The sequence below is a fragment of the Aeromonas sp. FDAARGOS 1417 genome, from assembly GCF_019046985.1.
Classification (GTDB): Bacteria; Pseudomonadota; Gammaproteobacteria; order Enterobacterales; family Aeromonadaceae; genus Aeromonas; species Aeromonas veronii.
On the sequence record NZ_CP077221.1, the window covers coordinates 1,508,288 to 1,531,232 of the forward strand.

General features: G+C 52.8%; 19 protein-coding genes. 4 read left to right on the forward strand and 15 right to left on the reverse strand.

The genetic code is table 11. The features are described from left to right. Positions 1 to 93: 93 nt before the first annotated feature. Entirely contained in the window at positions 94 to 993 is a 900-nt protein-coding gene (locus tag I6L47_RS06580; protein ID WP_216948941.1) for a LysR family transcriptional regulator, read from the forward strand. A 45-nt stretch (positions 994 to 1,038) separates the two neighbouring features. Here I6L47_RS06580 and I6L47_RS06585 read toward each other — a convergent pair whose 3' ends face one another. After that, positions 1,039 to 1,467 (reverse strand): hypothetical protein, encoded by a 429-nt coding sequence (locus I6L47_RS06585; protein WP_216948942.1) that lies wholly within the window; start codon positions 1,465 to 1,467, stop codon positions 1,039 to 1,041. Positions 1,468 to 1,534: 67 nt separating this feature from the next. Here I6L47_RS06585 and I6L47_RS06590 point away from each other — a divergent pair, with 67 nt between their 5' ends. Continuing rightward, positions 1,535 to 3,265 (forward strand): formate--tetrahydrofolate ligase, encoded by a 1,731-nt coding sequence (locus tag I6L47_RS06590; protein ID WP_216948943.1) that lies wholly within the window; start codon positions 1,535 to 1,537, stop codon positions 3,263 to 3,265. A 262-nt stretch (positions 3,266 to 3,527) separates the two neighbouring features. Here I6L47_RS06590 and I6L47_RS06595 read toward each other — a convergent pair whose 3' ends face one another. The 11 genes from I6L47_RS06595 to folE form a co-directional block, all read right to left on the reverse strand. Continuing rightward, positions 3,528 to 3,989 carry a Mov34/MPN/PAD-1 family protein gene (locus I6L47_RS06595; protein WP_081045667.1) on the reverse strand — a complete coding sequence of 154 codons (462 nt, stop codon included), beginning with the start codon at positions 3,987 to 3,989 and terminating at the stop codon, positions 3,528 to 3,530. Next, positions 3,976 to 5,760, reverse strand: a complete 1,785-nt coding sequence (locus I6L47_RS06600; protein ID WP_216948944.1) for an E2/UBC family protein — start codon at positions 5,758 to 5,760, stop codon at positions 3,976 to 3,978. The genes I6L47_RS06595 and I6L47_RS06600 overlap by 14 nt, the downstream gene beginning before the upstream one ends. A 6-nt stretch (positions 5,761 to 5,766) precedes the next feature. Next, on the reverse strand, positions 5,767 to 7,071 hold the full coding sequence (locus tag I6L47_RS06605) for a cyclic GMP-AMP synthase DncV-like nucleotidyltransferase (RefSeq protein WP_216948945.1): 1,305 nt from the start codon (positions 7,069 to 7,071) through the stop codon (positions 5,767 to 5,769). After that, positions 7,071 to 8,138, reverse strand: a complete 1,068-nt coding sequence (locus I6L47_RS06610) for a CBASS cGAMP-activated phospholipase (protein WP_058394985.1) — start codon at positions 8,136 to 8,138, stop codon at positions 7,071 to 7,073. The genes I6L47_RS06605 and I6L47_RS06610 overlap by 1 nt, the downstream gene beginning before the upstream one ends. Before the next feature lie 409 nt (positions 8,139 to 8,547). After that, entirely contained in the window at positions 8,548 to 9,144 is a 597-nt protein-coding gene (locus tag I6L47_RS06615) for a hypothetical protein (protein WP_111901669.1), read from the reverse strand. Beyond that, a complete protein-coding gene (locus tag I6L47_RS06620; protein WP_162632681.1) occupies positions 9,141 to 9,575 on the reverse strand; it encodes a diadenylate cyclase in 435 nt (144 codons plus the stop codon). The genes I6L47_RS06615 and I6L47_RS06620 overlap by 4 nt, the downstream gene beginning before the upstream one ends. A 168-nt stretch (positions 9,576 to 9,743) precedes the next feature. Next, positions 9,744 to 10,376, reverse strand: coding sequence for a gamma-mobile-trio protein GmtX (gmtX, locus tag I6L47_RS06625; RefSeq protein ID WP_216948946.1), 633 nt, complete (start codon positions 10,374 to 10,376; stop codon positions 9,744 to 9,746). Continuing rightward, positions 10,366 to 13,317 carry an integrase family protein gene (locus tag I6L47_RS06630; protein ID WP_216948947.1) on the reverse strand — a complete coding sequence of 984 codons (2,952 nt, stop codon included), beginning with the start codon at positions 13,315 to 13,317 and terminating at the stop codon, positions 10,366 to 10,368. The genes gmtX and I6L47_RS06630 overlap by 11 nt, the downstream gene beginning before the upstream one ends. Before the next feature lies 1 nt (position 13,318). Further along, complete coding sequence (gene gmtY / locus I6L47_RS06635) at positions 13,319 to 14,791, reverse strand: gamma-mobile-trio recombinase GmtY (protein ID WP_111901673.1); 1,473 nt, start codon at positions 14,789 to 14,791, stop codon at positions 13,319 to 13,321. Positions 14,792 to 15,094: 303 nt separating this feature from the next. Then, a complete protein-coding gene (locus tag I6L47_RS06640; RefSeq protein WP_216948948.1) occupies positions 15,095 to 16,750 on the reverse strand; it encodes a methyl-accepting chemotaxis protein in 1,656 nt (551 codons plus the stop codon). Positions 16,751 to 17,161: 411 nt separating this feature from the next. Continuing rightward, complete coding sequence (gene folE, locus I6L47_RS06645) at positions 17,162 to 17,818, reverse strand: GTP cyclohydrolase I FolE (protein WP_058055823.1); 657 nt, start codon at positions 17,816 to 17,818, stop codon at positions 17,162 to 17,164. A 309-nt stretch (positions 17,819 to 18,127) separates the two neighbouring features. On the opposite strand from folE, the gene moeA reads away from it, so the two are divergent. Together moeA and moeB are read left to right on the forward strand one after the other, a co-directional pair. Next, positions 18,128 to 19,354 (forward strand): molybdopterin molybdotransferase MoeA, encoded by a 1,227-nt coding sequence (moeA, locus tag I6L47_RS06650; RefSeq protein ID WP_302056645.1) that lies wholly within the window; start codon positions 18,128 to 18,130, stop codon positions 19,352 to 19,354. Further along, the gene (gene moeB, locus I6L47_RS06655; protein WP_213386462.1) at positions 19,351 to 20,106 is read left to right on the forward strand and encodes a molybdopterin-synthase adenylyltransferase MoeB; all 756 of its coding nucleotides are present in this window, start codon (positions 19,351 to 19,353) and stop codon (positions 20,104 to 20,106) included. Before moeA ends, moeB begins: the two co-directional genes overlap by 4 nt. Positions 20,107 to 20,178: 72 nt before the next feature. Here moeB and I6L47_RS06660 read toward each other — a convergent pair whose 3' ends face one another. From I6L47_RS06660 to I6L47_RS06670, 3 genes are all read right to left on the reverse strand, one after another. Continuing rightward, the gene (locus tag I6L47_RS06660) at positions 20,179 to 20,937 is read right to left on the reverse strand and encodes a hypothetical protein (protein WP_234898251.1); all 759 of its coding nucleotides are present in this window, start codon (positions 20,935 to 20,937) and stop codon (positions 20,179 to 20,181) included. Next, a complete protein-coding gene (gene parM, locus I6L47_RS06665) occupies positions 20,930 to 21,973 on the reverse strand; it encodes a plasmid segregation protein ParM domain-containing protein (RefSeq protein WP_103252105.1) in 1,044 nt (347 codons plus the stop codon). The genes I6L47_RS06660 and parM overlap by 8 nt, the downstream gene beginning before the upstream one ends. 105 nt (positions 21,974 to 22,078) lie before the next feature. Then, a complete protein-coding gene (locus tag I6L47_RS06670) occupies positions 22,079 to 22,855 on the reverse strand; it encodes an alpha/beta fold hydrolase (protein ID WP_216948950.1) in 777 nt (258 codons plus the stop codon). Between the last annotated feature and the right edge of the window lie 90 nt (positions 22,856 to 22,945).

Sequence of the window (22,945 nt, forward strand, 5' to 3'; positions counted from 1 at the left end):
CTTGGGGTTCACATCAGTGGTTAAAATGCTAACCTCGTTCTGAAGATGAATAATCAGTGATTTATTAAATTCATTATTTACTGAGGATGGAAAATGGACCAGATCGCCGCCATGCGTACCTTTATCAAGGTGGTGGAGTGCCAGAGCTTTACCAAAGCCGCCAACCAGCTCGGCATCTCGGTCGCCATGGCCTCCAAACTGATGCAGCAGCTGGAGGAGTCCCTCGCCACCCGGCTGCTGTCGCGTACTACCCGTCAGGTCAATCCCACCGAGGCGGGGCAGTTCTACTACCAGCGCTCCCTCGCCCTGCTGGCGGAGCTGGAAGAGACCCACAGCCAGCTGACCCACCACAACCAGCAGCCGAACGGCACCCTCAAGCTCTCGGTGCCGATGGATTTTGGCTATCTGCACCTCTCCCCCGCCCTACCGCTGTTTCGCCAGCGCTTTCCCGACCTCAAGCTCGATATCGAGTACAGTGACCGGCGGGTTGCGCTGGTGGAAGAGGGGTTCGATCTGGCGCTGCGGATCGGCCACCTCAGCGACTCCTCGCTGGTGGCGCGCCAGCTGGCCACCATTCGGGTCGAGCTTTGCGCCAGCCCCGCCTATCTGGCACGCAAGGGCAGACCGGAAAAGCCCGAGGATCTCAAGCAGCACGACTGTCTGATCTACACCCTGACCCAGCCGGAGTGGCACTTCAAACGGGGAAGTGAGCAGCAGAACATCCGGCCACAGGGGCCGCTGCGGGCCAACAACGGGGTAGCGCTGACCCGCGCCGCTTGTGATGATCAGGGCATCATATTGCAGCCCACCTTTATCGTGGGGGAGGCCCTGCGGTCAGGGCAGCTGGTCAGCCTGCTGCCGGAGTGGGACAAGGGAGATGTGGGACTTTATGCGGTCTATCCGCACCGCCGCTTCGTCTCGGCCAAGGTGCGCTGCTTTATCGAGTTCGTGCAGGAGCGCTATCTCGCCCCGCAACAGTGGGATAAGCCGTGATGATTGCCAGAGCAGAAGATACGGCCTGCTGGTCCGGCTTGTAACCTAACGCTGGTAGGGTGCGGTGGTGGATGCGGCAACAGGGGTGAGCTTGGCTAGCAGACGCTCCTGCTCGAGGCTTAACTGCCAGCGTGGCAGACGGGTGCGGATCACCGACAACTGCGGCTCACTGAGGGCATAGGGGAGCGCCACTTCAATCTCGGGGCAGTCAAACATGGCGGCAAGCTGCAGGATCAGAATGAGGTTTGCCTCGTCGGTCTTGTGCTTGTTGACCCGTTTGCGGATCTCGTGGCGCAGCTGGGTTTCGGGGTCCTGGGTCATCGCCTGCCAGCCGAAACCGAACAACGGCACCAGCGCGCTGACAATCCCCAGCGCCGTCATCGGCTGCTTGGGGGGATGATAGAGTGCGTTGAGATCCAGCCGAACAGGATTCTGACGAACCTCACCCTCACCAAATAAAATCGTTTTCGTCATTGGATTACCCGTTATATTCCACTAGACTGCGCCGCATATTTTACCCCGATATGCCAACGAGGTGCTGATGCTAAGCGATATCGAGATCTCCCGCCAGTCCCCCCGTCTCTCAATCCACGCGCTGGCCGAACGCCTCGCCATCCCCCAGCACCTGCTCAGCCCTCATGGCCACTACAAAGGCAAGCTCAGCCTCGACCTGCTCAAGTCTCAGCCCACACAGAGCGGCAAGCTGGTACTGGTGAGCGCCATCACCCCTACCCCGCTCGGTGAAGGGAAAACGGTGACCACCCTTGGCCTCTCCATGGGGCTCAACCATATCGGCCAGCCCAGCATCGCCACTATCCGCCAACCGAGCCTCGGGCCGGTATTCGGGGTCAAGGGGGGGGCCGCTGGTGGCGGCCACGCCCAGGTGGTGCCGATGGAGGAGATGAACCTCCACCTCACCGGCGATTTTCACGCCCTGACTGCAGCCCACAATCTGGCGGCGGCAGCCCTCGATGCCCGCCTGTTCCACGAACAGAAACTGGGTGCCGAGTTCACCGCCAAAACCGGCCTGCCGCGGCTCGATATCGATGCCGACAACATTCTTTGGCCACGCACCCTCGACATGAATGACCGCGCACTGCGCCACCTCACCATAGGTCAGGGTGGGGCAGCCGATGGGGTGGAACGCAGCGATCGCTTCGTCATCACCGCCGCCTCCGAACTGATGGCCATTCTGGCGCTGGCAAGCGATCTGAAAGACCTGCGCCAGCGCATCGGCCGCATCCAGCTGGCTCGCGACCTGCACGGCAATCCCGTGACCGCCGAGCAACTGGAAGTGGCGGGCGCCATGACGGTGCTGCTCAAAGATGCGCTGCAACCGACCCTGATGCAGACCACCGAACAGACACCGGTGCTGGTGCACGCCGGCCCCTTTGCCAACATCGCCCACGGCAACTCCTCGGTGATCGCCGATCGTATCGCCCTTGGCCTGACCGACTATGTGGTGACCGAGGCAGGTTTTGGCTCCGACATGGGGCTGGAGAAGTTCTTCAACATCAAGAGCCGCCAATCCGGCATTCCCCCCGCCTGCGTGGTGCTGGTGGCCACGGTGCGCGGCCTCAAGGCCAACAGCGGTCTGCTCGATATCCGCCCGGGCCAGCCGTTGCCAGCCAGCCTGCAGGGAGAAGATCTGCCAACCCTCAAGCAGGGCTGCGCCAACCTCGCCTGGCATATCCGGAACGCCCGCCGCTACGGAGTGCCGGTGGTGGTCGCCATCAACCGCTTCCCCACCGACAGCGAGGCCGAGCTGGCGCTGTTGGCCCATGAAGCGCAGCAAGCCGGTGCCTGTGGCGCGGCCATCTCCAACGCCTTCACCCAGGGTGGTGCCGGTGCCAGCGAGCTGGCCCGCGCCGTGGTCACCGCCTGCGAGCAACCCGGTAAGGTGAAACTGCTCTACCCCGATGAGATGAGCCTCGACACCAAGCTGGCGACCCTGGTGGAGTGCGGCTACGGTGGCCGCGGAGTGCAGCTCTCCGACAAAGCGCGCCAGCAGCTGGCACAGCTCTCCGCAGAAGGGTGGGATCACTTGCCCATCTGCGTGGCCAAGACGCCGCTCTCCATCAGCCACGACCCCGCCCTCAAAGGGGTGCCGACCGATTTCGAGGTGCCCATCGACGAGGTGAAGCTCTGCGCCGGTGCCGGGTTCGTCTATGCGCTGGCGGGCCCCATCATGACCATGCCGGGGCTGGGTCGTCTGCCTGCCTATCGCCATATCGATATTGATGAAGATGGCGAGACCATTGGACTTAGCTAAAGGTCAGTGAGGGGCTGGCGTCGGCCGATTACGCTTCGCTAATCGACCCTACGCTCAACAAACCAGCCAGAAACAACAAGGCCCCGCCAATTGTTATACCGTGTAAAAACGACACTATTTAAGACTAGCTGTGCACTTACAAGGCATCTGAAGTAGTAACAGAACTAAACGAAACGGCCACAGATTTTCTGCGGCCGTTTTAGCCTAGATTAGCTATAAGTGTTAGGGTAAGTCGTGGCGATTCAGCCATTGATAGTAATCATTAGATTTTAAGAAGTGGGACGATTTGTTCAGTGATTTTCTTTGCTGCCCATATTTCTTTCCTACCAACAATTATCACAACCATCTGTTCTTGTGAGACTAAATAGCGTCGCCAGGACCCTAAATCCGTTGCTGAAGGAGAAGGTTGATCCTCTGGATGGGTATGCCATTCTCCCAAGTATTGGAGTTGTCCTCGAGATCGGACAAAAGCATCATCCACTGTAGCTTGGTGGTGAGGGCCACGGCGATCAACGAAGCTACGTCGTCTAATGTCACCCTCGCCTGGTTCGGAGATCTCATGCACAACTATATGTGATTCTCTGCGCTCACCGATTAGTACTCCTGCGGCCTCATTACTAAGTAAATCCAATTGGCGATAGCCTAGTAATTTGTCTAGGACAGAGGGCATAATTACGAGCAATCCACCTAATTTATCCGTAAATGTGAGCTCAATGTTGGTCATGGCAGATAGTACAGTTAGGTTGACGAGGTAGGCGGCGGGGCTGTCTAGAACGGCTACCATCCAACATATGTTCATTGTATGTCCAGCCTAATTTATACTCCAAAGTTGAAAGAACCGCTTCCTGCATCATGCTAGCTGTAATCACACTAACTGCTGCGTCATAAGGCGTGAAAGTACTACCACAGCTGACGAATCGTTCATTATTGGAGTCAATCTCGCTGAACCTCATATCCGAACCATTTTTATAAAACGCTGGCTCAGCAAGTAGACATCCAAAGCAACAGCTTCCATCATCGATTAGCACTTTTGACGCTCGACCATTTCCATCATTGAAACCATGGATAAGCAGGGGCCTCTGACTAGATGGCATGGTTCTAACAACATGAGCTAACCGTTTTGCCACTGGAGGCCGACCTGTAGCATCGATAATAATATCATATTGTTTCAACAACTCAGGATTAATAGAAAATTGGGTATTTTTCCCTTCCACTCTACAGTTCAAGTGAGTGGAGGATTTAAGCATCGCAGCCATTGCAATCGCTTTATTTTCCCCAAAATAGGCCGTTGATAACGGATGGCGGCCAAAATTTTGAGGGCCGAAGGAATCATGATCATAGATATCAAACTTTGTTTCTCCACATCCGGCTCCTGAGCGAAGTAACAAGCCAGAAAGATATCCACCAACGGTGCCACAGCCTATGAGAGCAATCCGCTGGGTACTTAGATCTCCTATAGTTGGGCGGCGCCGGTTACGGCTCAAAATAGTTTTTTTATCTGCTCTGATGACTCCGAGACGGATGAATTTTATGACGGACCGCTTAGCTGATAGTGCAGTAATTAATGCCCCTGATTTGACTATTCGTCCAGTGCGCTTTTTCCGGTTTTTTTTCTTTGAAAATGTATTTAGTCCTGTCGCATCAGTATTTAGTTCTAAATAAACTCCAACCAAATCCTGATGTTGTACATCGAGCAGTAGTAAATGTCGTTTCACTGGGTTATCAACAAAATGCTTTAAAAGACGACTACGAGCGCTGAGATCAACCTCAGTAAGCCATTGAAGCATTGCCCTCAGGTCTTGTGGCGGCCAAGCCACACCAGCTAGACGAGAAGGTTTAACTTTGAAATAGCTAGTGATAATTGGCTTGTTATTAAGCTGAGAAAGGTTTCTCTGCTTTAACCACTCGTTTAACGAACTTTTATCTTCTGTTGCGTAGGCGATCCACTCTTCTTTTGAAGTTAACCCTAGAGTCATAGCTTCGTATATATTGGTAGCCACCAGGCTCTGCAGAGCTACTTTTTCGGCAACATCTGATAACAGATAGACTTTCTTATCTGGTAACCAATAAGAAGAGAATTCCCCTTCCATTTCATGGTCATTAGGTGCGCCTTCAATTGTAGACGCAACAGAAGCATGTAGTGTGAGCTGAATTTGTGCATCTACTTGCGTATAGAGTCCTCGCAAGTTATTTGCATCCCAGTCAGCTTCCATTTCTTGAACATAACAGAGATACCATCCCATATTAATATGGGGCATCAAGCGGCCAGAAAATTGTTCGGGAGTTTTAAGAATATACGCGTTGGGCAGCGTAATATATGGATCTGCAGTGAAACTTAGTGCGACGGTGAATTCACCAGCTGAAGTTTCATATTTCTTTACGTAAAATCCCTTGGCATTATCATAGGTACGTAATGGCGTACTACCAGGAATATGATGAGCTGCGGTGTAGCTATATCCACAGCTCAACAATATTTGATGCAATTCACTGAGCATAGTGCGTTAACCGCTTGCCATAGTAGAACTAATGCGCGCAGCTTGACTACCACGAGACGGCTCACCGGCGAACGCTGGTGCCGATGGTGCGCTAACAATCAGGTCACTCTTATTTACTCGGCAACCAAATGCCCTATTGATGGAGGAAAGAGCGAGCGGCTTAGTTAAACATTTTTCTGCATCATCCAAGATCACTGCCAGCTCAGAGAGTTTTTCCATAATCCCCCTTTCACGTTCTCCATGTTCATTACAAGGCGGGAAAAGGGGTTTTTCATCAGTATGATCTGGGCTTTCTACTCCGTTAGAAAATTCAGTAGGAAGGTATCTCGCAAGTAACTTCATCGTTGCACCTAAGTCATTTTTGTCATGAGGAACACGATCAAGAATACTGACAGTGGCAGCCATGAGTGAAATAGACGATGGGCCTCCACCGTCTTTCCATTGGACATCTCGCCATGACTTCATGAAACGACAGACATCACGTAAGTGAGGCCCAATCCTCCTACAGCAATCGTTGAACCAATCTTCGACAATCTTTGGATCACTCTTGATCCATCTCTGTTTACCATCGCGTATTGCCAGATTGACGCATCCTTCATCAAGGCTGTAGTCAGCACGGTTGCATGCTAGCGATTCGGTACCCATAATCGCAGAATCCATAGCAACATTTGACTGTGATTTTGATAAAGCTGCTTCTTTTAGCAAAAACTGTTCTTCAGGAATTGCATACATTGGCACGTCAATATGAGTGTTCATATCAGGAATCTTAAGGCGTGCACATTTGCTTTGTGCCTCAAACTCCCATCCCTCATTTTCGTCAGCTAAAGACTTTAGAGATGAATCGACAAGGAGCAGGAGAAGGCGATGGCCAATTACTGGCTGGTCTTCAAAGATTGTCATTGGCAAATAAGTGCCATCATCAATGTCCATTTCTTGTGGTGGTGTAAAATACGGATTGTTGAGGGTATCGTATTGAAAGCTACCCTGTGTCCAGAAACGTGGGGTGAGGGATAAAAATGCCTTACGAGCATCTGGGTCCATATCCTTGATAAGTACCGCGACCTCAACTTGATCCTGTGGGCTAAGGTGTTTGAGCCGAGAATTTTCTACTTGCAGCTTCATGCTTTCAAATGAGGATGCAGGGTTTGATGCCTTAGCAAGCTGTTTGGCTTCTTCAAATACTATTTTGGTTCGAATACGAACTTGTTTGCGCAAGCGCTTAAGTGTTGCGATTCGTTCATCTGCCAGTTTTAACTTGCTAATTAGTCCATCTGTACTGTCGCTGTAATAACGGTGAAAATTCCAACTCATCACTTTTGCTCCTGTTGGACAAGTTTCTGGCGTGTAAATGGTGCGGCAGGATGATCAAAGAAAGCTCGCAACCGATGATTTTTAGTAAACTCATTAGTTGCCAATTGTTTACCTCTGCTTGCAAGATTGCGAAGGCTGCTAACACTGGCATTATCTAACGTGATATCTGAGGCTGCCTCATTCGGAACTATATCATCCAAGCTTACATAGTTATCCAATACGTTGTGGCTACTTAATTCACGTATCAACATTGCTTTGTGAAGCTGCTGATTGGCAGTCATAGTAGTTAACACAAGACGCTCACCTAACCCCCATAACCCGAGATAACCATTATTACTTGTCGATTCCAAGGCTGTGGGACTTACTGTGTACTCTTCTCCTAACGTCCCAACGTTCAGTATTTTTATGTCGCTAACACTGACATCAGGAAAATCGCTTCTCATATCGCGTAGAACTTCATGCAACGCAATGAAACTAGGATTGTTAGCTACTAATCCCCCATCAGCAAAATAGGCATCTAAATCTTTACAGTAATGAGGTGTAAAGTATGTTGGTGCAGCAGACGTAGCCATAGCTGCATCGATGAGGGTAAGACGCCCATCCCGATTAAACATTGGATTATGGGGAGTTTTAAAGAATTGGGGCTTGCCCGTTGAAAGGTTTACTGCGGGGAGCATGACACGGCGCGTCAGGTCATTGAAGGTTACTTCAGCACCAATCATGCTAGTTACAGCATCAAAAAGCGGTTTGCTATGATATCGAGCACTAACCGCTGCACGCCATTGCGTCACTAGCCATGCCTTCGATGGGAAAATTTTTGGGGCCTGTACACGAAATACCGCCTCTAATTCTCTTGCACTTTTCCCAGATGCAAGGCCCAAAGCCAGAATGCCACCAATAGAAGTGCCGACGATCAGGTCAAAGTAATCACCCACTTTAATATTTTTCTGATCAGTGTTCTGTTCAATGATGCGTTCAATTTCGGCTAGTACATTGATTGTAAATAACCCTCTAACCCCCCCACCATTCAAGCTAAGGATTTTAACATCTTTGTGTCTTGCCTGCATGAGACATCCCTGATCAAGTTACATGGCAATAATCTGAGGGCTTCTTCGAATATTTTCAACTGACAAATATAATAAAAAGCAGCTTTAGGGTGAATTTTAAACGATTCCTCCCATTATGGAGCAGAAGAATGGTCATGTTGATTGTTGAGGTTACTCGCCACACGCATTTAGTAATGCTTCTCAATAACCATTTTCATTACTTTTTTGCAAGCATATTTCATACCAAAAATGGAGTTGACACATAAATAAATCCGCGAGCGACCCAAATGAGTCTTTTTCTGCAAGGGGGTTGAAAGCTGATGTACACACATAGTAATCATATTTGATTACTATGTGTGTACTAAATAATCTGAGCTTTAAATAAAAGCATGATTATTTGCTCTACTCACTGTATGAGTTAGCGTTTCTGTTAGGTTTCAATTCGTTTAAGTTCATAATGTCCAACTGTTTTTCGGCTGGTGAAATAATTGCCTTTCAGTAGGCCATGTCCCTCAAGACTTAATTTTAAAATAGCAGTTCCATTATATGGCGCTTGTAGGTCGATGTTTGTTTTATTTTTCGGTGTGTTCAAAAAAACATAATATAGTTCTGCCCGACCTGTTTCAGCATCCTTTTTAGGCTTTGCTATCAATGTTTGAGAATCTGAGTCCTCGGCTTCAACATCCATTCCAATTTTCAAAAAACTCTGTTTTATAACTGCTCTAGCTTTGGATGTTCCTTTTTTACCATCCCATTCCCAATGAATAACCATTTCCCAAGTACCATTTAAATCAGGAAACAAGATATCATTTAAAATAGGGTATTTATTCCATATCTTTTTCCAGCCTACGGAAAACATAACAAGTAGTATAATGTTAAGAAAGCCAGCCCCCGCTGCTGCAATTGATATCGCTTGAGTGGGTGGTGTTTTTGAATCAGTTACTGCCCATAAAATTAAGCAACTGATAATGGCATATATAACAGCGATAAAAGAAATAACTCTTCCAATAGGGAGCAGGCTAATCATTTGAGCTCCTTGTAATGAATTTCCTGACCATTCTCAAATATAGAAAGTTTATGCCCTTCACTTACAATTCCTGTCATTATAACTCCTGGTATGGAAGACCCAAAAAGAGCTGCAACAAATCGCCCGCCAACAAGTCGATATCTATCAAAAGATGCATCTCGTATTATAGGCGGAGAAAAATACTGTGAAACATGAGTTAACTCCCCTTTTTTATTTATTATGTGAAAGCCATCATGATACTTTCCTTTCTTTTTTGACAGAGCTGACAATACATCAGAAAGCGTACCGTAAAAGTCTATATTCATATCTCTAAGGTTAACAATTGGTAAATGTTCAGTGTCATCGCATACTATAATACCTACCCCAGAAAAATCATCTCCGGATTTAACCCAAACATCATAAAGCAGTGATGTGAAATCATGTCTAGTCATAACTGAATCCATTAATAACATTGCAACCAATTAGATAAAGCAATCTGTTATAAATATTATTTAATATGGCTGCCTAATAAGGCTAATTTGATATTATCAAACAATTTGTTTTTTAAGGAAAGCGATTTTTAGGATGCTAGGAATCTAGCATCTATGTCCCAAGTAGACTCATTCAATGATCTTCTGGATCGCCGAAACAAACCCTATCTTGAAAATGCAGCGCCCATTAACAGTCAGGATTCGACCATACTCATCAGTCTTCCAGCCTTCGTCGTGCATAAGTTGGTCACTGATTGCATGTCTTAACGCGGCTATTTCTGATTCGGTAAGACCCAGAGATATCGGGAGAATCTGAATGGTCTCCGGTGAATGGCTTGAATTTTTTGCAGTCATGTCGATGACTACTTCGGTGTGTGTCTTAAGCAGGTTCACTTCGCCACGAAGCTTTTTGTTTTCAGCAAGTACAGCTCCCATCACAGCACGCACCGCTGGATCTGGGATCTTGTCTAACACCGCATAGATGGGGTTTTCGCTTGTCTTGCGCAGCTTGCGGGTCATGCCACCAGTATGGTTTGCCCATGCCTTGATTAGGCCTTTAAAATCATCTCCTGTCTTGTTGTGTATAGTCGATTTAACCGGTCCACCTCGCTCTTTGGATAGCCTAGAGATGGTGGCTACCGTGAAATCGGTGCTGCCACGCTCATACTGCTCTCTGCATACGTCATAAATAATATCGAGGTTCTTCGCCTTGCGCTGCGTCGCATTAGCCTTGAGTTTTTCAAGAACGTCTTCAGGATGCATAACTGTCTCCATCGTGTACGGTACTACGAGCAGTATTAATGAGCTGTCTGATAGACGTACCGGATACCTTTTCGCTGAGTACATCCCAAGTTTCTTCAACTAACCCAATTTCCTGCAGTCTGCGATGGCCTTCTGCAAATTCAAGTGCACCTTTGAGAGAGCCAGTGCGAGCCTGAATAAGCTGCATGACTGCATTGCCTACTTCCAGTTGCTGTTGAGGGCTCAGACGGAAGAAGATCGGTGGCATCTTGTTAAACTCCAGCATGCAGTCAAGTAGTTGGGAGCGACGCAAGGAGGGTTTACGCGAATCTATCTCTGGGTAAAGTGTGGCGTTTTCACAAAGTATTTCGAGCTGATGCAACTCCGATGCAGTCTCAGTAAACACCATTTGGATATCGTCCATCTCGCCCACAGCAACAAGTTGTACCCCGTCCTGGTTGGCTTGCTTCATAATCTCAAGAGATCGTCCGATTAAGTGATATGTTGCTTGGAGATCATTGATGACCTTACCCATAGCCTCTGCCTCTGCTTCATAGCGCTGCGAGAGCTTTTCCAGTTCTCTGGTTGCGGTAAATAAACGGCCATCACGTTCACAGTCAGCGCGGTGGTTTTCCAAATCCGTAATGGCTGCTTGCAACTCATTGTGCCTTTCTGCACGCTCGTGAGCCTCATAACTGAGAGAGTTGAAATGGGCTTGCAAACCAGGCAAAAACGCGGGGCCGGATAAAAAGAAACGGCAGCGGACGCAGTTACGCTGTTCCGGGTAGCCGGGCACGGGGGCGTAGACGGGATATCTCTGGTTTTCGTTGACGCACTCACCGCCCACAGCACACAACGTTCCACTCGCCGAACAAATTCCCTTGTCCTCAAAAACGAAAGTTGCAGCCGACTTATGGCCAACTGCAGCATATACGGCATCCGAACTGACGCTGGCAAAACGCTGGCTTATCTGCTCCATCGTAGCATCCATGAGAAAGCGTCGATGGTTGGCCTCCTCGGCAGCCAGCGCGTTGCGCTCGGCTGCACTCAGTACTTCTTTCATGTAGGCGTACCCACATTTGGTGTAGTACAGAGTCATTATGAGTCGTGCGTGGCCAGCGATCAGCTTGGAAACAACTGCCAGAGGTAACTGGAGATCGAGTACCAAGTAGCTGATAAGTGAGACTCGCAGAGCATGGAGAGGATAGAACGTTGTTGTGGGGCTGTTCTCATTGACGAACTTGATCTGCGTGCCATCGTCCAGCGTTTCAGCACGCATTAGGCAACGTTGCTCTAGCCGAGCTAGAAGCAGGTACCAAATTCGGTCAAGAGCAGCACTTATAATTGGCTTTTGCCTATCATTCCCATTTCCTGCTGCATCGCGAAACAAAAAGCAAGTTGATCCCCGCTCCTCTAACACTTGGGGATGTGGTGGGGTGACACCGAAATGTTTCCACTCAAGTTCAGTCCATGCTGTCGGTGTGCTGAGTGGGTTGTATCGTTCTTGCCAGCGGCGCAGTTTCGTCAGCCAATACAAAACCGTTTCGTTAACCCAAGGTATAACATAACCCTTATCATTTTCGGCCTTGCCGTAATCAGCAGTTTTGTTGGTATTAATGAATAATCCAGCCCCGGATTCATTCAAACTTCGGTGGAAAACTCCACGCTGATAGGGCCGCGCAACACTGCCGGTAGCAAGCGGAGAATCATTCAAAACGAAATTGCCACCTTGTAGTCCATGTATATAGGACCATGTGTCAGCCTCTCCAGAATCGAGCATTCGGACCTGAAAAGTACGCAGCGGCAGTTCCAGCTTGAGATAGAGAGCAACAGCTCTCACTGGGGACCACATCTCGGTCACGAGGGAAGGAGTCTTAAAATACTTGCGTTCATATGCACTAGCTGCACGCTCTCGCCAGACGCAATCTGGGTCGTCGGGATCAATTAGATAGGGGGGGACACGAAACCAGTCACCGCCAGAGCTGCCAGCCTCCATTGCCTGTTGAGCCCAGAGCCAGTCACGGAATACCGGCCCTTCGGCAAGCATCGTACGTAATTCCTCGATATAGCGGATGGAGAGTGCGGCCTTGGTAGTTTCCGTCGGGATAATAAAGCCAATTTGGGATTGTCGTACTACTGGATTGTGTAGTGAAGGGGGGATGACCTTGAGACCATGTTCATCCTCAATCGATAGCTTATCGTTTAGTACCCAATCAAGGAATTCAGCAACAGAATTATTAAGCTTGATATCAGCACGACTTAACTGACCGATGGCCCCCTTAGTTTTTACATTTAGCAGGACATCATGAAAGAGTTGAGCGGGTGGTGATGCTCGGGACAGGTAAGTAATGGGGTTACGCGCTAGTCCGCAACCTATGATGTATGCCACTAGGAATTTATCAAGAGCGACGTGCCAAGTAGGGACAGCCCTTTTTTGCTGGCTCAGCCACTCGGCGGCAAGTTTTTTCCAGTGGACCATGCGTTGGTCCTGTGCCACCACATAGTCAAAATTGAGATCGGCCCCCTTGTGAATGACTTTAGTTTTAAGGCGAGGAAAGGGGTTGCGCAGATGTTTTGGCTTCACTAGGAAACCATCGGCATCGGGTTCAGTTAGGTAGGCATGCAGCACCCATTGGAGAAAATCACTTATATGATCGTGCAGCTTTATTCCTGCCCCGCTTTTGTACGATGCTAGATTCAGCGTCGTCCATAGATCCGGTAGACAAGAGCCAGCTTCAAATATGGCTACAGGGCGCTTGTCCAACTGAAGCTTATGCAGGTAGCGTACGAAGAAGGCGGAAAGTGGGGCTGCGTTTGTTTGTGTACGGAAACCAGGCTGCTTCAAAAACCACTCACAGGCAAGTACCTGCCACTGCTCGAAGGCTGGGTCGAGAGCAAGCAGGAAGCGAAACTCGGGGTCAAAAAATTGGTTAGTACCCTTAACTCTATTGCCTCTACCCATCTCATCTTTTCCTCGACAGTTTTGGTGCCTGGCCGCTCATTAACCCCAATGGATCAACGTCCCTGAAGCCATAAATTAGGGGATCAGGTGGTGGCAGAACGATGCCCATTTGCTCACGCACAGCAGCTTCCTCCAGAGATCGAACTAACCTAGCGCGATCTGGTTCGGTATAAACAACCTGCGATTCTAGGGACTTGTGATGCAGCGCCTTTTTGCGCAAAACAGGATCAATCCCTACATTTGTCAAAGTTTGACCATAGGCGTGGCGATGCCCATGTGGCGAGGTACCTATGGCTTTGGCGGCCACAAGCCCAATGCGCTCAACTGCTCGTCGATGTTGACGTTCAAACGAGTCGATGGCGTACGGTTTTCCGTTCTGGGTCACGAACGCAAACGGATGGTCGCAGGCTAGCTGAGCTCGATGTGCCATATAAAGCACCCAAAGCTGCCAAAACAACTTACCGGCCCACTGCGGGAACCAGTTTATGTACATGAAGTGAGATTTCGAGTCGAGGGCGTTCCCCTTCCATCCGGCAAACAGCTGATCGCTCAAGGCGTACTCATTGCGTGGGCGAAGGCCGTACTTACCATTCAAGTAGGCCAAGCGGTTACATATCGTCGGTTTGCCATTGGCACCTAACCAGTCAGGCGGAGCAGCCCCCTGGCTAGGGTGGTAGATACGCACCAACGCGTGATCCGGGTGAATCGGGTCGGGCACTACATCTTGCACGTACAGATGAAAGGGCTCAGACATACGAACTCCGCCGTAATGCATCAGCAGCGTGATCAGGATATCGCGTATATTAAGCCGTTGTTCAAGGCGGGGACTTGTTTGCTTACCTGGCACGATGAAGCCTTTGAATAGTAAGTCCGACATATGCTCATCTGGGAAACGTTTAACTTGCTCATGGTCGATAACTGGAGTTCGCTTGAGTAAGGTGTTGCGAGCATGTGTCATGGCAAGCGATGCCTGTCCTCGATCCCATGTATGTGCTAAAAAGGCACGGTTGTGCTTCTGGTGCCAAGCGGCCCACGCAAGCATTTCCTCACTTTTCGTGGCGTCACGCCAAGGATTGAGCGACTTGGTATCTAGTCCCCGCGCCATCCAGTCTGAGAACCTTGAGATGCAATTCACCAGCACCCTTACCACGGCAGGGGTGCGCCCCTGCCAATAGAGGCCACTGGGGTCAGTACCATTTTCGCCCACTGTGCCGGTATACAAGCGATTGCTGAAGACTTCGAACAATACTTTTGGGTCATCGAAGCAGGTTTGGTTCGCTGTCATGTAGTCGAGTAAGAGACCCACAGCCTGAGCTGTTTTAGTCATCCAAGCACTGCTGCGTACTTGTACGTGGGCTAAGAAGTAGTCAACCAACGGCCTTAATGGGCCATGTTCGGTCAGGATGACAGGGATTTCGGTAACCACGCCGGTATGGTCACGATACACCTTGCCACGGATGGTGGTGTGTTCCATCAATACTCCTTACGTAATAATGAGCTACGTAACCATTGATGCTCCAAAAATCAATGGCGATCTTTGGAGTACTCGAAGACAGGAACATTGCAAGATTCTGTTCTTATGACTGATACCCGGTCATCTTTATTGAATTAGTAAGTGAGTTACAATTAGTATCAGTAATGCGCCATAGCTATACCCTGTCAAGTTAAAAAAAGGCCACCATCAAGTACTGAGGGTGGCCTTTTTGATACCTAATAGTAATGAGTACCTACACGGTATAACAATTGGCGGGGCCTTCTGTTATCCATGCATCAACCCTTAGAGGGTGAAGCGCTGGGTCATATGGTGCAGGGTGTTGGCCAGCTTGCTCAGCTCGACGCAAGCCTGGGCGATCTGATGAGCGCCCTGGGCATTCTCGTCAGCGGCATTATGAATGTTGACGATGCTGCGGTTGAGCTCTTCGGTCACCGCATTCTGCTCTTCGGTAGCGGTGGCGATCAGAGTGTTCATGTCGGTGATGCGCACCACGGCACCATTGATGGTCTCGATACTGGTACCGGCATCCCGTGCCAGACCGACACTCTCCTGCATCTGGTGGCGACTCAGCTGCATGGCGTTGCCCGCCTCGGCGGCGCGGCTCTGCAATAGCTCGATCATCTTGCTGATCTCGGCGGTGGAGTCCTGGGTACGCTGGGCCAATGAACGCACTTCATCCGCAACGACCGCAAAACCACGACCCTGCTCACCGGCACGGGCCGCTTCGATGGCTGCGTTAAGGGCCAGCAGGTTGGTCTGACCGGCGATATCGCGGATCACATCCAGCACCACGCTGATGTTGGCGCTGTCGGCCTCCAGCTGCTGCACTACTGTGCCCGCTTGTTCAATCTTGACCGACACCTCTTCGATGCTGGCAATGGAGCTGCGAACCACTTCGCTGCCAGCAGCAGAGGTGCGGGAGGCATCCTTGGCGGCGCTCATGGCATCCGTGGTGTTGCGGGCCACTTCGTTGACGGTGGACTGCATCTCGTTCATGGCGGTCGCCACCTGGGAGACTTCGTTCTGCTGGATGGCCATGCCGCTGGCAGACTGGCTGGAGATGGCGCTCACCTCCTCCACTGCGCTGCTGAGTTGGCTCACGGAGCCGGCGATCTCGCTCACCAGATCGGAGAGGGAACCCTGCATCCGGTTGATGGCGGAGCCCAGCTGACCCAGTTCATCGCGGTTGAAGCGGCTGTCACGGATCCACTGCTGCAGTTCGCCCTGACCCAGATCGCCATTGGCAATACGCTGGGCCTGACGGGCCAGCATGATCAGCGGGTCGCGGATCTGGCGGGTCAGTACCACGGAGAGCACCACCACAAGGATCAGGCCGATCACCAGCGCGATGGTGACACTCAGATTGGCGGATTGGTAAGAGGCGACAATGTCGCTGCGGGATTCAGACGCATAACCATGGTTAATCTGGATAAGGGAGGCCACTGACTTGCTCAGCGCGGTATAAAGGGGAACCCCCTCCTCAAGGAAGATGCGTTGAGCTTCGGCAAGCTGCTCGCTGTCTTGCAGCTGTTTGACTCGCTGGTGCAGGGCGACGTAACGATCCCAGTCAGACTTCACCGTATCGAAGGTACGGCGCTCCGCCACATCCTCAGGCCAGATCGTCTTGTCATGGGCAATCAGCTGCTGCGCGATCGAGTTAAGCTGCTGACTGGCAATATTCCGATATTCAGCCCTTTTCAGCGGCTCGGCGGCCACCACGAAATAACCCAGCTCATAACGACGCAACTCACCGAGAGAATCCCCGATCGCGCTGGTGCGATTGACCGCTGGCAAGATGCTGTCGGTAAACCGGATGGCAACATCATTCATGTTGCCAAACTGGACAAGGGCAAAACCGCCGATAAAGGCGACCATCAAACCGAGCACGGCAAAGCCGGCGGTGAGTTTTTTACCTATGGTCATGGAACTGGTATTCATGGGATATCCTGGTGGTCGTTAAATTCGTAGCACTCGTCCGGTTCACGCCCTCCTGGCATGAACTATCTGGCCACCTGTTCAGTGGCGCACCATCCAACCTTGATGAATATCTCTGAATTCCATGAGCGGCAGCGAGAGCCGTGAGGGGGCGCTAGAGTAACCGGATTGTGACGGTTCGGAAAGAGTCTGTCCGGTTACTTTTTGTAAGGTGAAAACGAGGTTTTTTTCGTGTTCGATTAAATATACCGCTCAGATGAATAAATCGGAAAAATGCATAACGTTTGCATAAGGCAAGCCGCGCGAGTCAAGCCGTTGCAGGCCGCCACTCTCATTCGGGACCAATGAAAAACGCCAGCAATGGCTGCTGGCGTCTCGTTTATTCAGCGTGGCGGTTACAAAACAACCGCCATCTTATCCGCGCAGGCCACCGAGAAACTCGGCCCGGGTATCGGGCTGGGTCTTGAACACCCCGCCGAGGGAGGTGGTGGTGGTATAGGAAGTGGAGTCCATCACGCCGCGTGCCTTGACGCAGTAGTGGGTCGCCTTGATGCTGATAGCCACATCCTTGGTACCGAGCAGGGTCTGCAGCGCCAGCAGGATCTGCTGGGTCAGCCGCTCCTGCACCTGGGGACGGCGGGCAAAGAACTGCACGATGCGGTTGATCTTCGACAGGCCAATCACCTTGCCACGAGGGATATAGGCCACATGGGCCATGCCGTCGATGGTGACGAAGTGGTGTTCGCAGGTGCTGGTGAGGCTGATGTCCCGCACCATGATCATCTCGTCCACCTGCATCTTGTTCTCGATCACCGTCACCTTGGGGAAGGTGGAATAGTCGAGGCCGGAGAAGATCTCGTTGACGTACATCTTGGCGATGCGATGCGGCGTCTCGGCCAGACTGTCATCGGTCAGATCCAGCCCCAGCGTCTCCATGATGGAGCGCATATGGCCTTCGATCTTCTCCCGCTTCTGCTGGCTGTTCAGCTCGTTGATGACCAGGGGGGTTTCCAGTCCCTGGGCTTCGAGGGCAGCCCTGACCAGCAAGGCTTCCGGACTTAAGGTTGTCATTATCTTCTCTCCCACGCTCAGGGACTGTGAGGGCCGCTCAAGGAGCAACCCCTTATGTTATGGCGGCGTACAGGGCCGACGGTATCGCTGTAATGGTAGCCACACAGGTTGTGGCGGCCATCTGTTATGGCGGCATAGTAAACGGCCATTGCCGCCAAGATTCAAGTCAACTTGTGCGTCACCTCATACTTTATGGCCATCTACCCCCGTTTCAGCGCCGATTACCCCGAGATTCCCTTGAGATAACCTGCCCATCCCAGGGGAATTTTGTGATAATCCCGCCTTCAATCATAGAAAGAGGTCATGACGATGGGATTTGATACCAGCGGACTACTCCCCTTAAGCGATGCCCTGCAAGGGATGCTGGAACAACTCGCCTGCTGCTGCGACAGCGAGCAACTGCCCCTGCCAGAGGCCCTTGGCCGGGTTCTTGCCAGCGACATCGCCTCTCCCCTCGCCGTGCCCCCCTTCGACAACTCCGCTATGGACGGTTACGCCGTGCGCCTTTCGGATCTCACTGCTGGCACCCCGCTAATCATGGCGGGCAAAGCGTTTGCCGGTCAGCCCTATCAGGGCGAGTGGCCCGCCGGCCACTGCGTGCGGATCATGACCGGCGCCCCGGTTCCCGCAGGCACCGATGCGGTGGTGATGCAGGAAGAAACGCAGGCCGACGGCGATCGGATCACTTTTCTGGCACAACCCGAACCGGGCCAGAATATCCGCCGCGCCGGCAGCGATATCGGCAAGGGCGCCTGCGTGCTGCCAGCCGGTACTCGCCTCACCCCGCGCGAAATGCCACTGCTGGCCTCCCTCGGCGTGGCTACCGTCACGGTGCGTCGCCCGCTGAAAGTGGCCATCTTCAGCACCGGCGATGAGCTCAAACCGGTCGGTACCCCGCTCGCCCACGGCGATATCTATGACTCCAACCGCTACGGCGTGCGGGCCATGCTGGCGCGCATGGGCTGCGACTGCCTCGACCTTGGCATCATCCCCGACGATCCCGCCCAGCTACGCGCCGCCTTTATCCGCGCCGACGAAAAGGCCGATGTACTCATCACCACCGGCGGCGTCTCGGTGGGGGAAGCGGACTTCACCAAACAACTGCTGGACGAGCTCGGCGAGATTGGCTTCTGGAAGCTCGCCATCAAACCGGGCAAGCCGTTTGCTTTTGGCTGTCTGCCCCGCGCCTGGTTCTTCGGCCTGCCGGGCAACCCCGTCTCCGCCATGGTCACCTTCGATCAGCTGGTGCAACCGGCGCTGGCCAAGCTGGCGGGCCAGCACTTCGAGCGCCCGCTCCAGCTGCAAGCCATTGCGGCCGAGCCACTCAAAAAGAGCCCGGGCCGACTCGACTTCCAGCGCGGCATCCTGAGTCAGGGACCCAACGGCCTCGAGGTGCGCAGCACCGGCTCGCAGGACTCCGCCGTGTTCAGCTCCCTGTCGCGAGCCAACTGCTACATCGTTCTTGAACGGGAACGGGGCCGCGTCGCCGCGGGCGAGACGGTGACCGTGGAGCCATTCGGGGGATTGCTGCTGTGAGCGAGATCCTGAGCGACGCCGAACTGCTGCGCTACAACCGCCAGATCATCCTCAAATCCTTCGACTTCGAGGGACAGGAGGCGCTCAAGCAGGCCCGTGTGCTGGTGATCGGCGCCGGTGGCCTTGGTTGCGCCGCCAGCCAGTATCTGGCGGTGGCCGGGGTTGGCCAGCTCACCCTGGTCGATTTCGACAAGGTGGAGCTCTCCAACCTGCAGCGTCAGGTGCTGCACAACGATGAGCGCATCGGTCACTACAAGGTGGACTCAGCAGCGCAGTCGCTTCGTGCCCTCAACCCCTGGCTCAAGGTAGAGACCCACGCTGCCGTGGCCGATGAGGCGCTGCTCGATACCCAGCTGCCCCGACATCAGTTGGTGCTCGATTGCACCGACAACCTGGCCATTCGCAACCTGCTGAATCAAAAGGCACGCCAGCACAAGGTGCCGCTGGTCAGTGGCGCCGCAATCCGGCTGGAGGGACAGCTGTGCAGCTTCACCTGGCAGGAAGATGAACCCTGCTACGCCTGCCTCAGCGCCCTGTTTGGCGAGCAGGCCCTCACCTGCGTCGAAGCCGGTGTACTCGCCCCCGTGGTGGGATTGGTGGGCAGCCTGCAGGCACTGGAAGCTATCAAGCTCTTGGCAGGCATGGGCAAAAGCTACAGCGGCCGCCTGCTGATGATCGACGGCCTGAGCGGCACCTTCCGCGAGATGAAGCTGCCCAAACGCCCCGACTGCCCGGTCTGCTCCCACCCTTGACGCAAACGGGATCAAAAAAGCCGAACCCTGTGGTTCGGCTTTTGTATTCCGATTTAGTTACGGTATCGGGGATCAGAAGATCCCCTTGGCTTTGACCTTTTTCATACTGGCAACCTGACTGGAGAGATCCTCGATCAAAGGTTCTGCCTCTGTGCCGACAACACTCTGTCGAGCGGGGGCACTGGCCAGTCGCTGGATCAATCTGTGCTGCTCGCGGATCAGCCGGGATTGCTCTTCCAGTTGGCGAGAGAGCAGCTGGATACTGCTGGCAAGGGGAGCCAGATCCTGCTCGGCCCCTGCTGATGGCAGCTTGCCAGCGATGGCTTCGGCCAGCTGGTCATGATCCAGTGCAGCAGGCAGCCCCTGTCTGAGTTCATCCCACATCTCGCTGGGTTGCTGCTCGCCAAGCCGGCTGACAATCTCGTCTACCAGTGAAGTGGTATCACTCTGTCCCAGCTGTGGCGCCAGTCTAGCCACTATCTCGTCGATCATCACATCTGCGGCAGGCTGCGCCTCGCCAGCGGCCTCACCCAAATTGAAACCACAGCTGGCAAAGGCATGACGCAGGGTCGTCATGCTCACCTGCTCCGGCCCCAGCGCATTGGCAATCGCTTTGCAGAGGTTGGGCGCCAGCACGTACATGAACATGCCGGAGAGGTAGATATCCTTGTGGAAACGGCTCTTGGAGAAGTCAAACTCCTCGGTGCCCTCCTGGATCTTTCGCGCCCGTTGATACCAGTTCTGCAATACCCCGACCGCATAGCGATCAGACTCCAGCGCACCCGGATCCATGTAGATGGAGAAGGTCATGCGCTTGAGTTGACTACTCATCGTCAACCTCGGCCATCACAGGCGCTTCGCGATAGACTTCATCCTCTTCCGTGGTGTAGAGGCAGATTTCACGAGCCAGCGCGGACTGAGCATCGTCCAGCAGCTCAACACGGTCACCCAGGGTGGGATAGGCCGCCTTGATCGCATCATAAATCAGAGATGCGCCGCCACCGACCAGATAGACACGGTTCGGGTTCTTGGCAAACTTCTTCGCTTCATGCGCAACCTGAGTGCCCAGCTCGTCGATCTTGTTTTGCATCTTCTCGAGGATCTTGGGGATCTGGCTCTCATCGTTGACCACATCGCGTACAAAGCTCATGTCGTGACGACGCTTGATAAACTCGTTGGCCACCAGATAGCTGGAGTCGCTGTCTGCTGCGGCCAGCGCCTTGCGAGTAGCGTCGGTCACCATGGAGACACCGATCTCGTTGTTACCGTAGACATCGGAGACATCATCAAACTCACCGACGATGATCCCCATATCCAGAGTGGTGCCGCCACAGTCGATCACCAGAGTCTTGGTGAACTCGTTGCAGCCTGAACCAATCAGACGGGAGAGCGCAGCAGGCAGACTCTCCGGCATCACTTCGACACTGACGATATTGAACAGCTCGCCCTTGTTAAGGGTGATTGGACGCATCAGGTTGCGGCGTTTCTTCTCGATCTTCTCTTCGTTACGCTGGCAATCGTCCGGGTTGTAAAACTCGGTGATGGGCAGGGTTACTGTGATGGCGACATCGCACGGCGTCACACCGGTCTGCAACAGGGCGTGATGTACGGAGAGCAGGTTGAGATCGTCATACTGGTACTCCACATGGGTGGTGGCCAGAGACTTGTCGGAAGTCGCATCGTAGGTGTACTTGGTGTTGCCTATCTCGTAGTTGTAGATCTTCTTGTCTTTACGCAATGCGGCGCTCTTCCAGTCCTTGCGAAAGGAGTTGGGAGAGATGATGGTCTTGAGCACCTTGTTCTCAATCCAGCTCACCTTGACGTTGGTCGAGCCATCATCGATGGCCATTTTCATTACTTCAGACATGAGGAAACACCTGTTAATAGATCAGAAATGGGTCCGATTGCCTTGCCTTATGCCTTTGGCAAGGCGATCGAACCAATACATACACGGGGTAAAAGGGCGACAAGTTTAATGGGTTTCTAAAATCCGGTGAAGCAAATGATTAAATCCGGAAGGATCTTCCGCAGGCCAGGCGTGGTGGCCGTTGGGGGTGTGGATGGTGGCGTTGGGCAAGGCGGCAAACTGCTCTACCCGTTTGGCCAGCGGCAGGTAGTCGTGACTGGTGGAGATGATGGCCACCGGCTGCCAGATGGCGCCGAGCCGGGCGCGTACCGACCAGCCGGGTAACGCCTCCAGCAGCGCCTTGTAGGTTTTCTTTTTATTGCGCACGAAACGCAGCCGGAAGGTGTGGCGCACCTGTGCCAGATCCGGGCCCGGGAAGAGCTCGCGTCCCAGCCACCAGGCGAGCGGGCGCATACCGAACCAGCGCAGCCACTTGAGGCGCTGGGCGTAACGCTCCTGCTCTTTGGGGCTCTCCAGCAGAAACTCGCTAAAACCGTTGACCAGCACCAGCCCCTGCACCTTGTGGGGCAGTTGCAGCGCCAGCTCCAGCGCTACCATGGCCCCCAGTGACAATCCCACCACCCAGGCGGGTTCTGGCTGTGCATCGAGCCAGTTCACCACATCGGCTGCCAGGGTCGTCACATCGAACGGCCCCTCCTGCATGCTCTGGCCGTGGCCGCGCAAGTCCAGCGCCACCACCCGGTAGTGCTCGGAAAACCGTTCGATCTGCGCCTGCCAGTCGAGGCTCGAGGAGCCCAGCCCGTGCAGCAGCAACAGCAAGGGGCCCTCTCCTGCGCTGCGCAGGGCAAGCCCGTTGAATTTCATCACCTGATTGCGGCGCATCAGTGTCTTGCCTCTCGACTCATCACCTGAACCATCTCTCGTTGTTATGTTGCCCGTGGCTATCCTGCCACGTTATCAGCACGGCGCCCA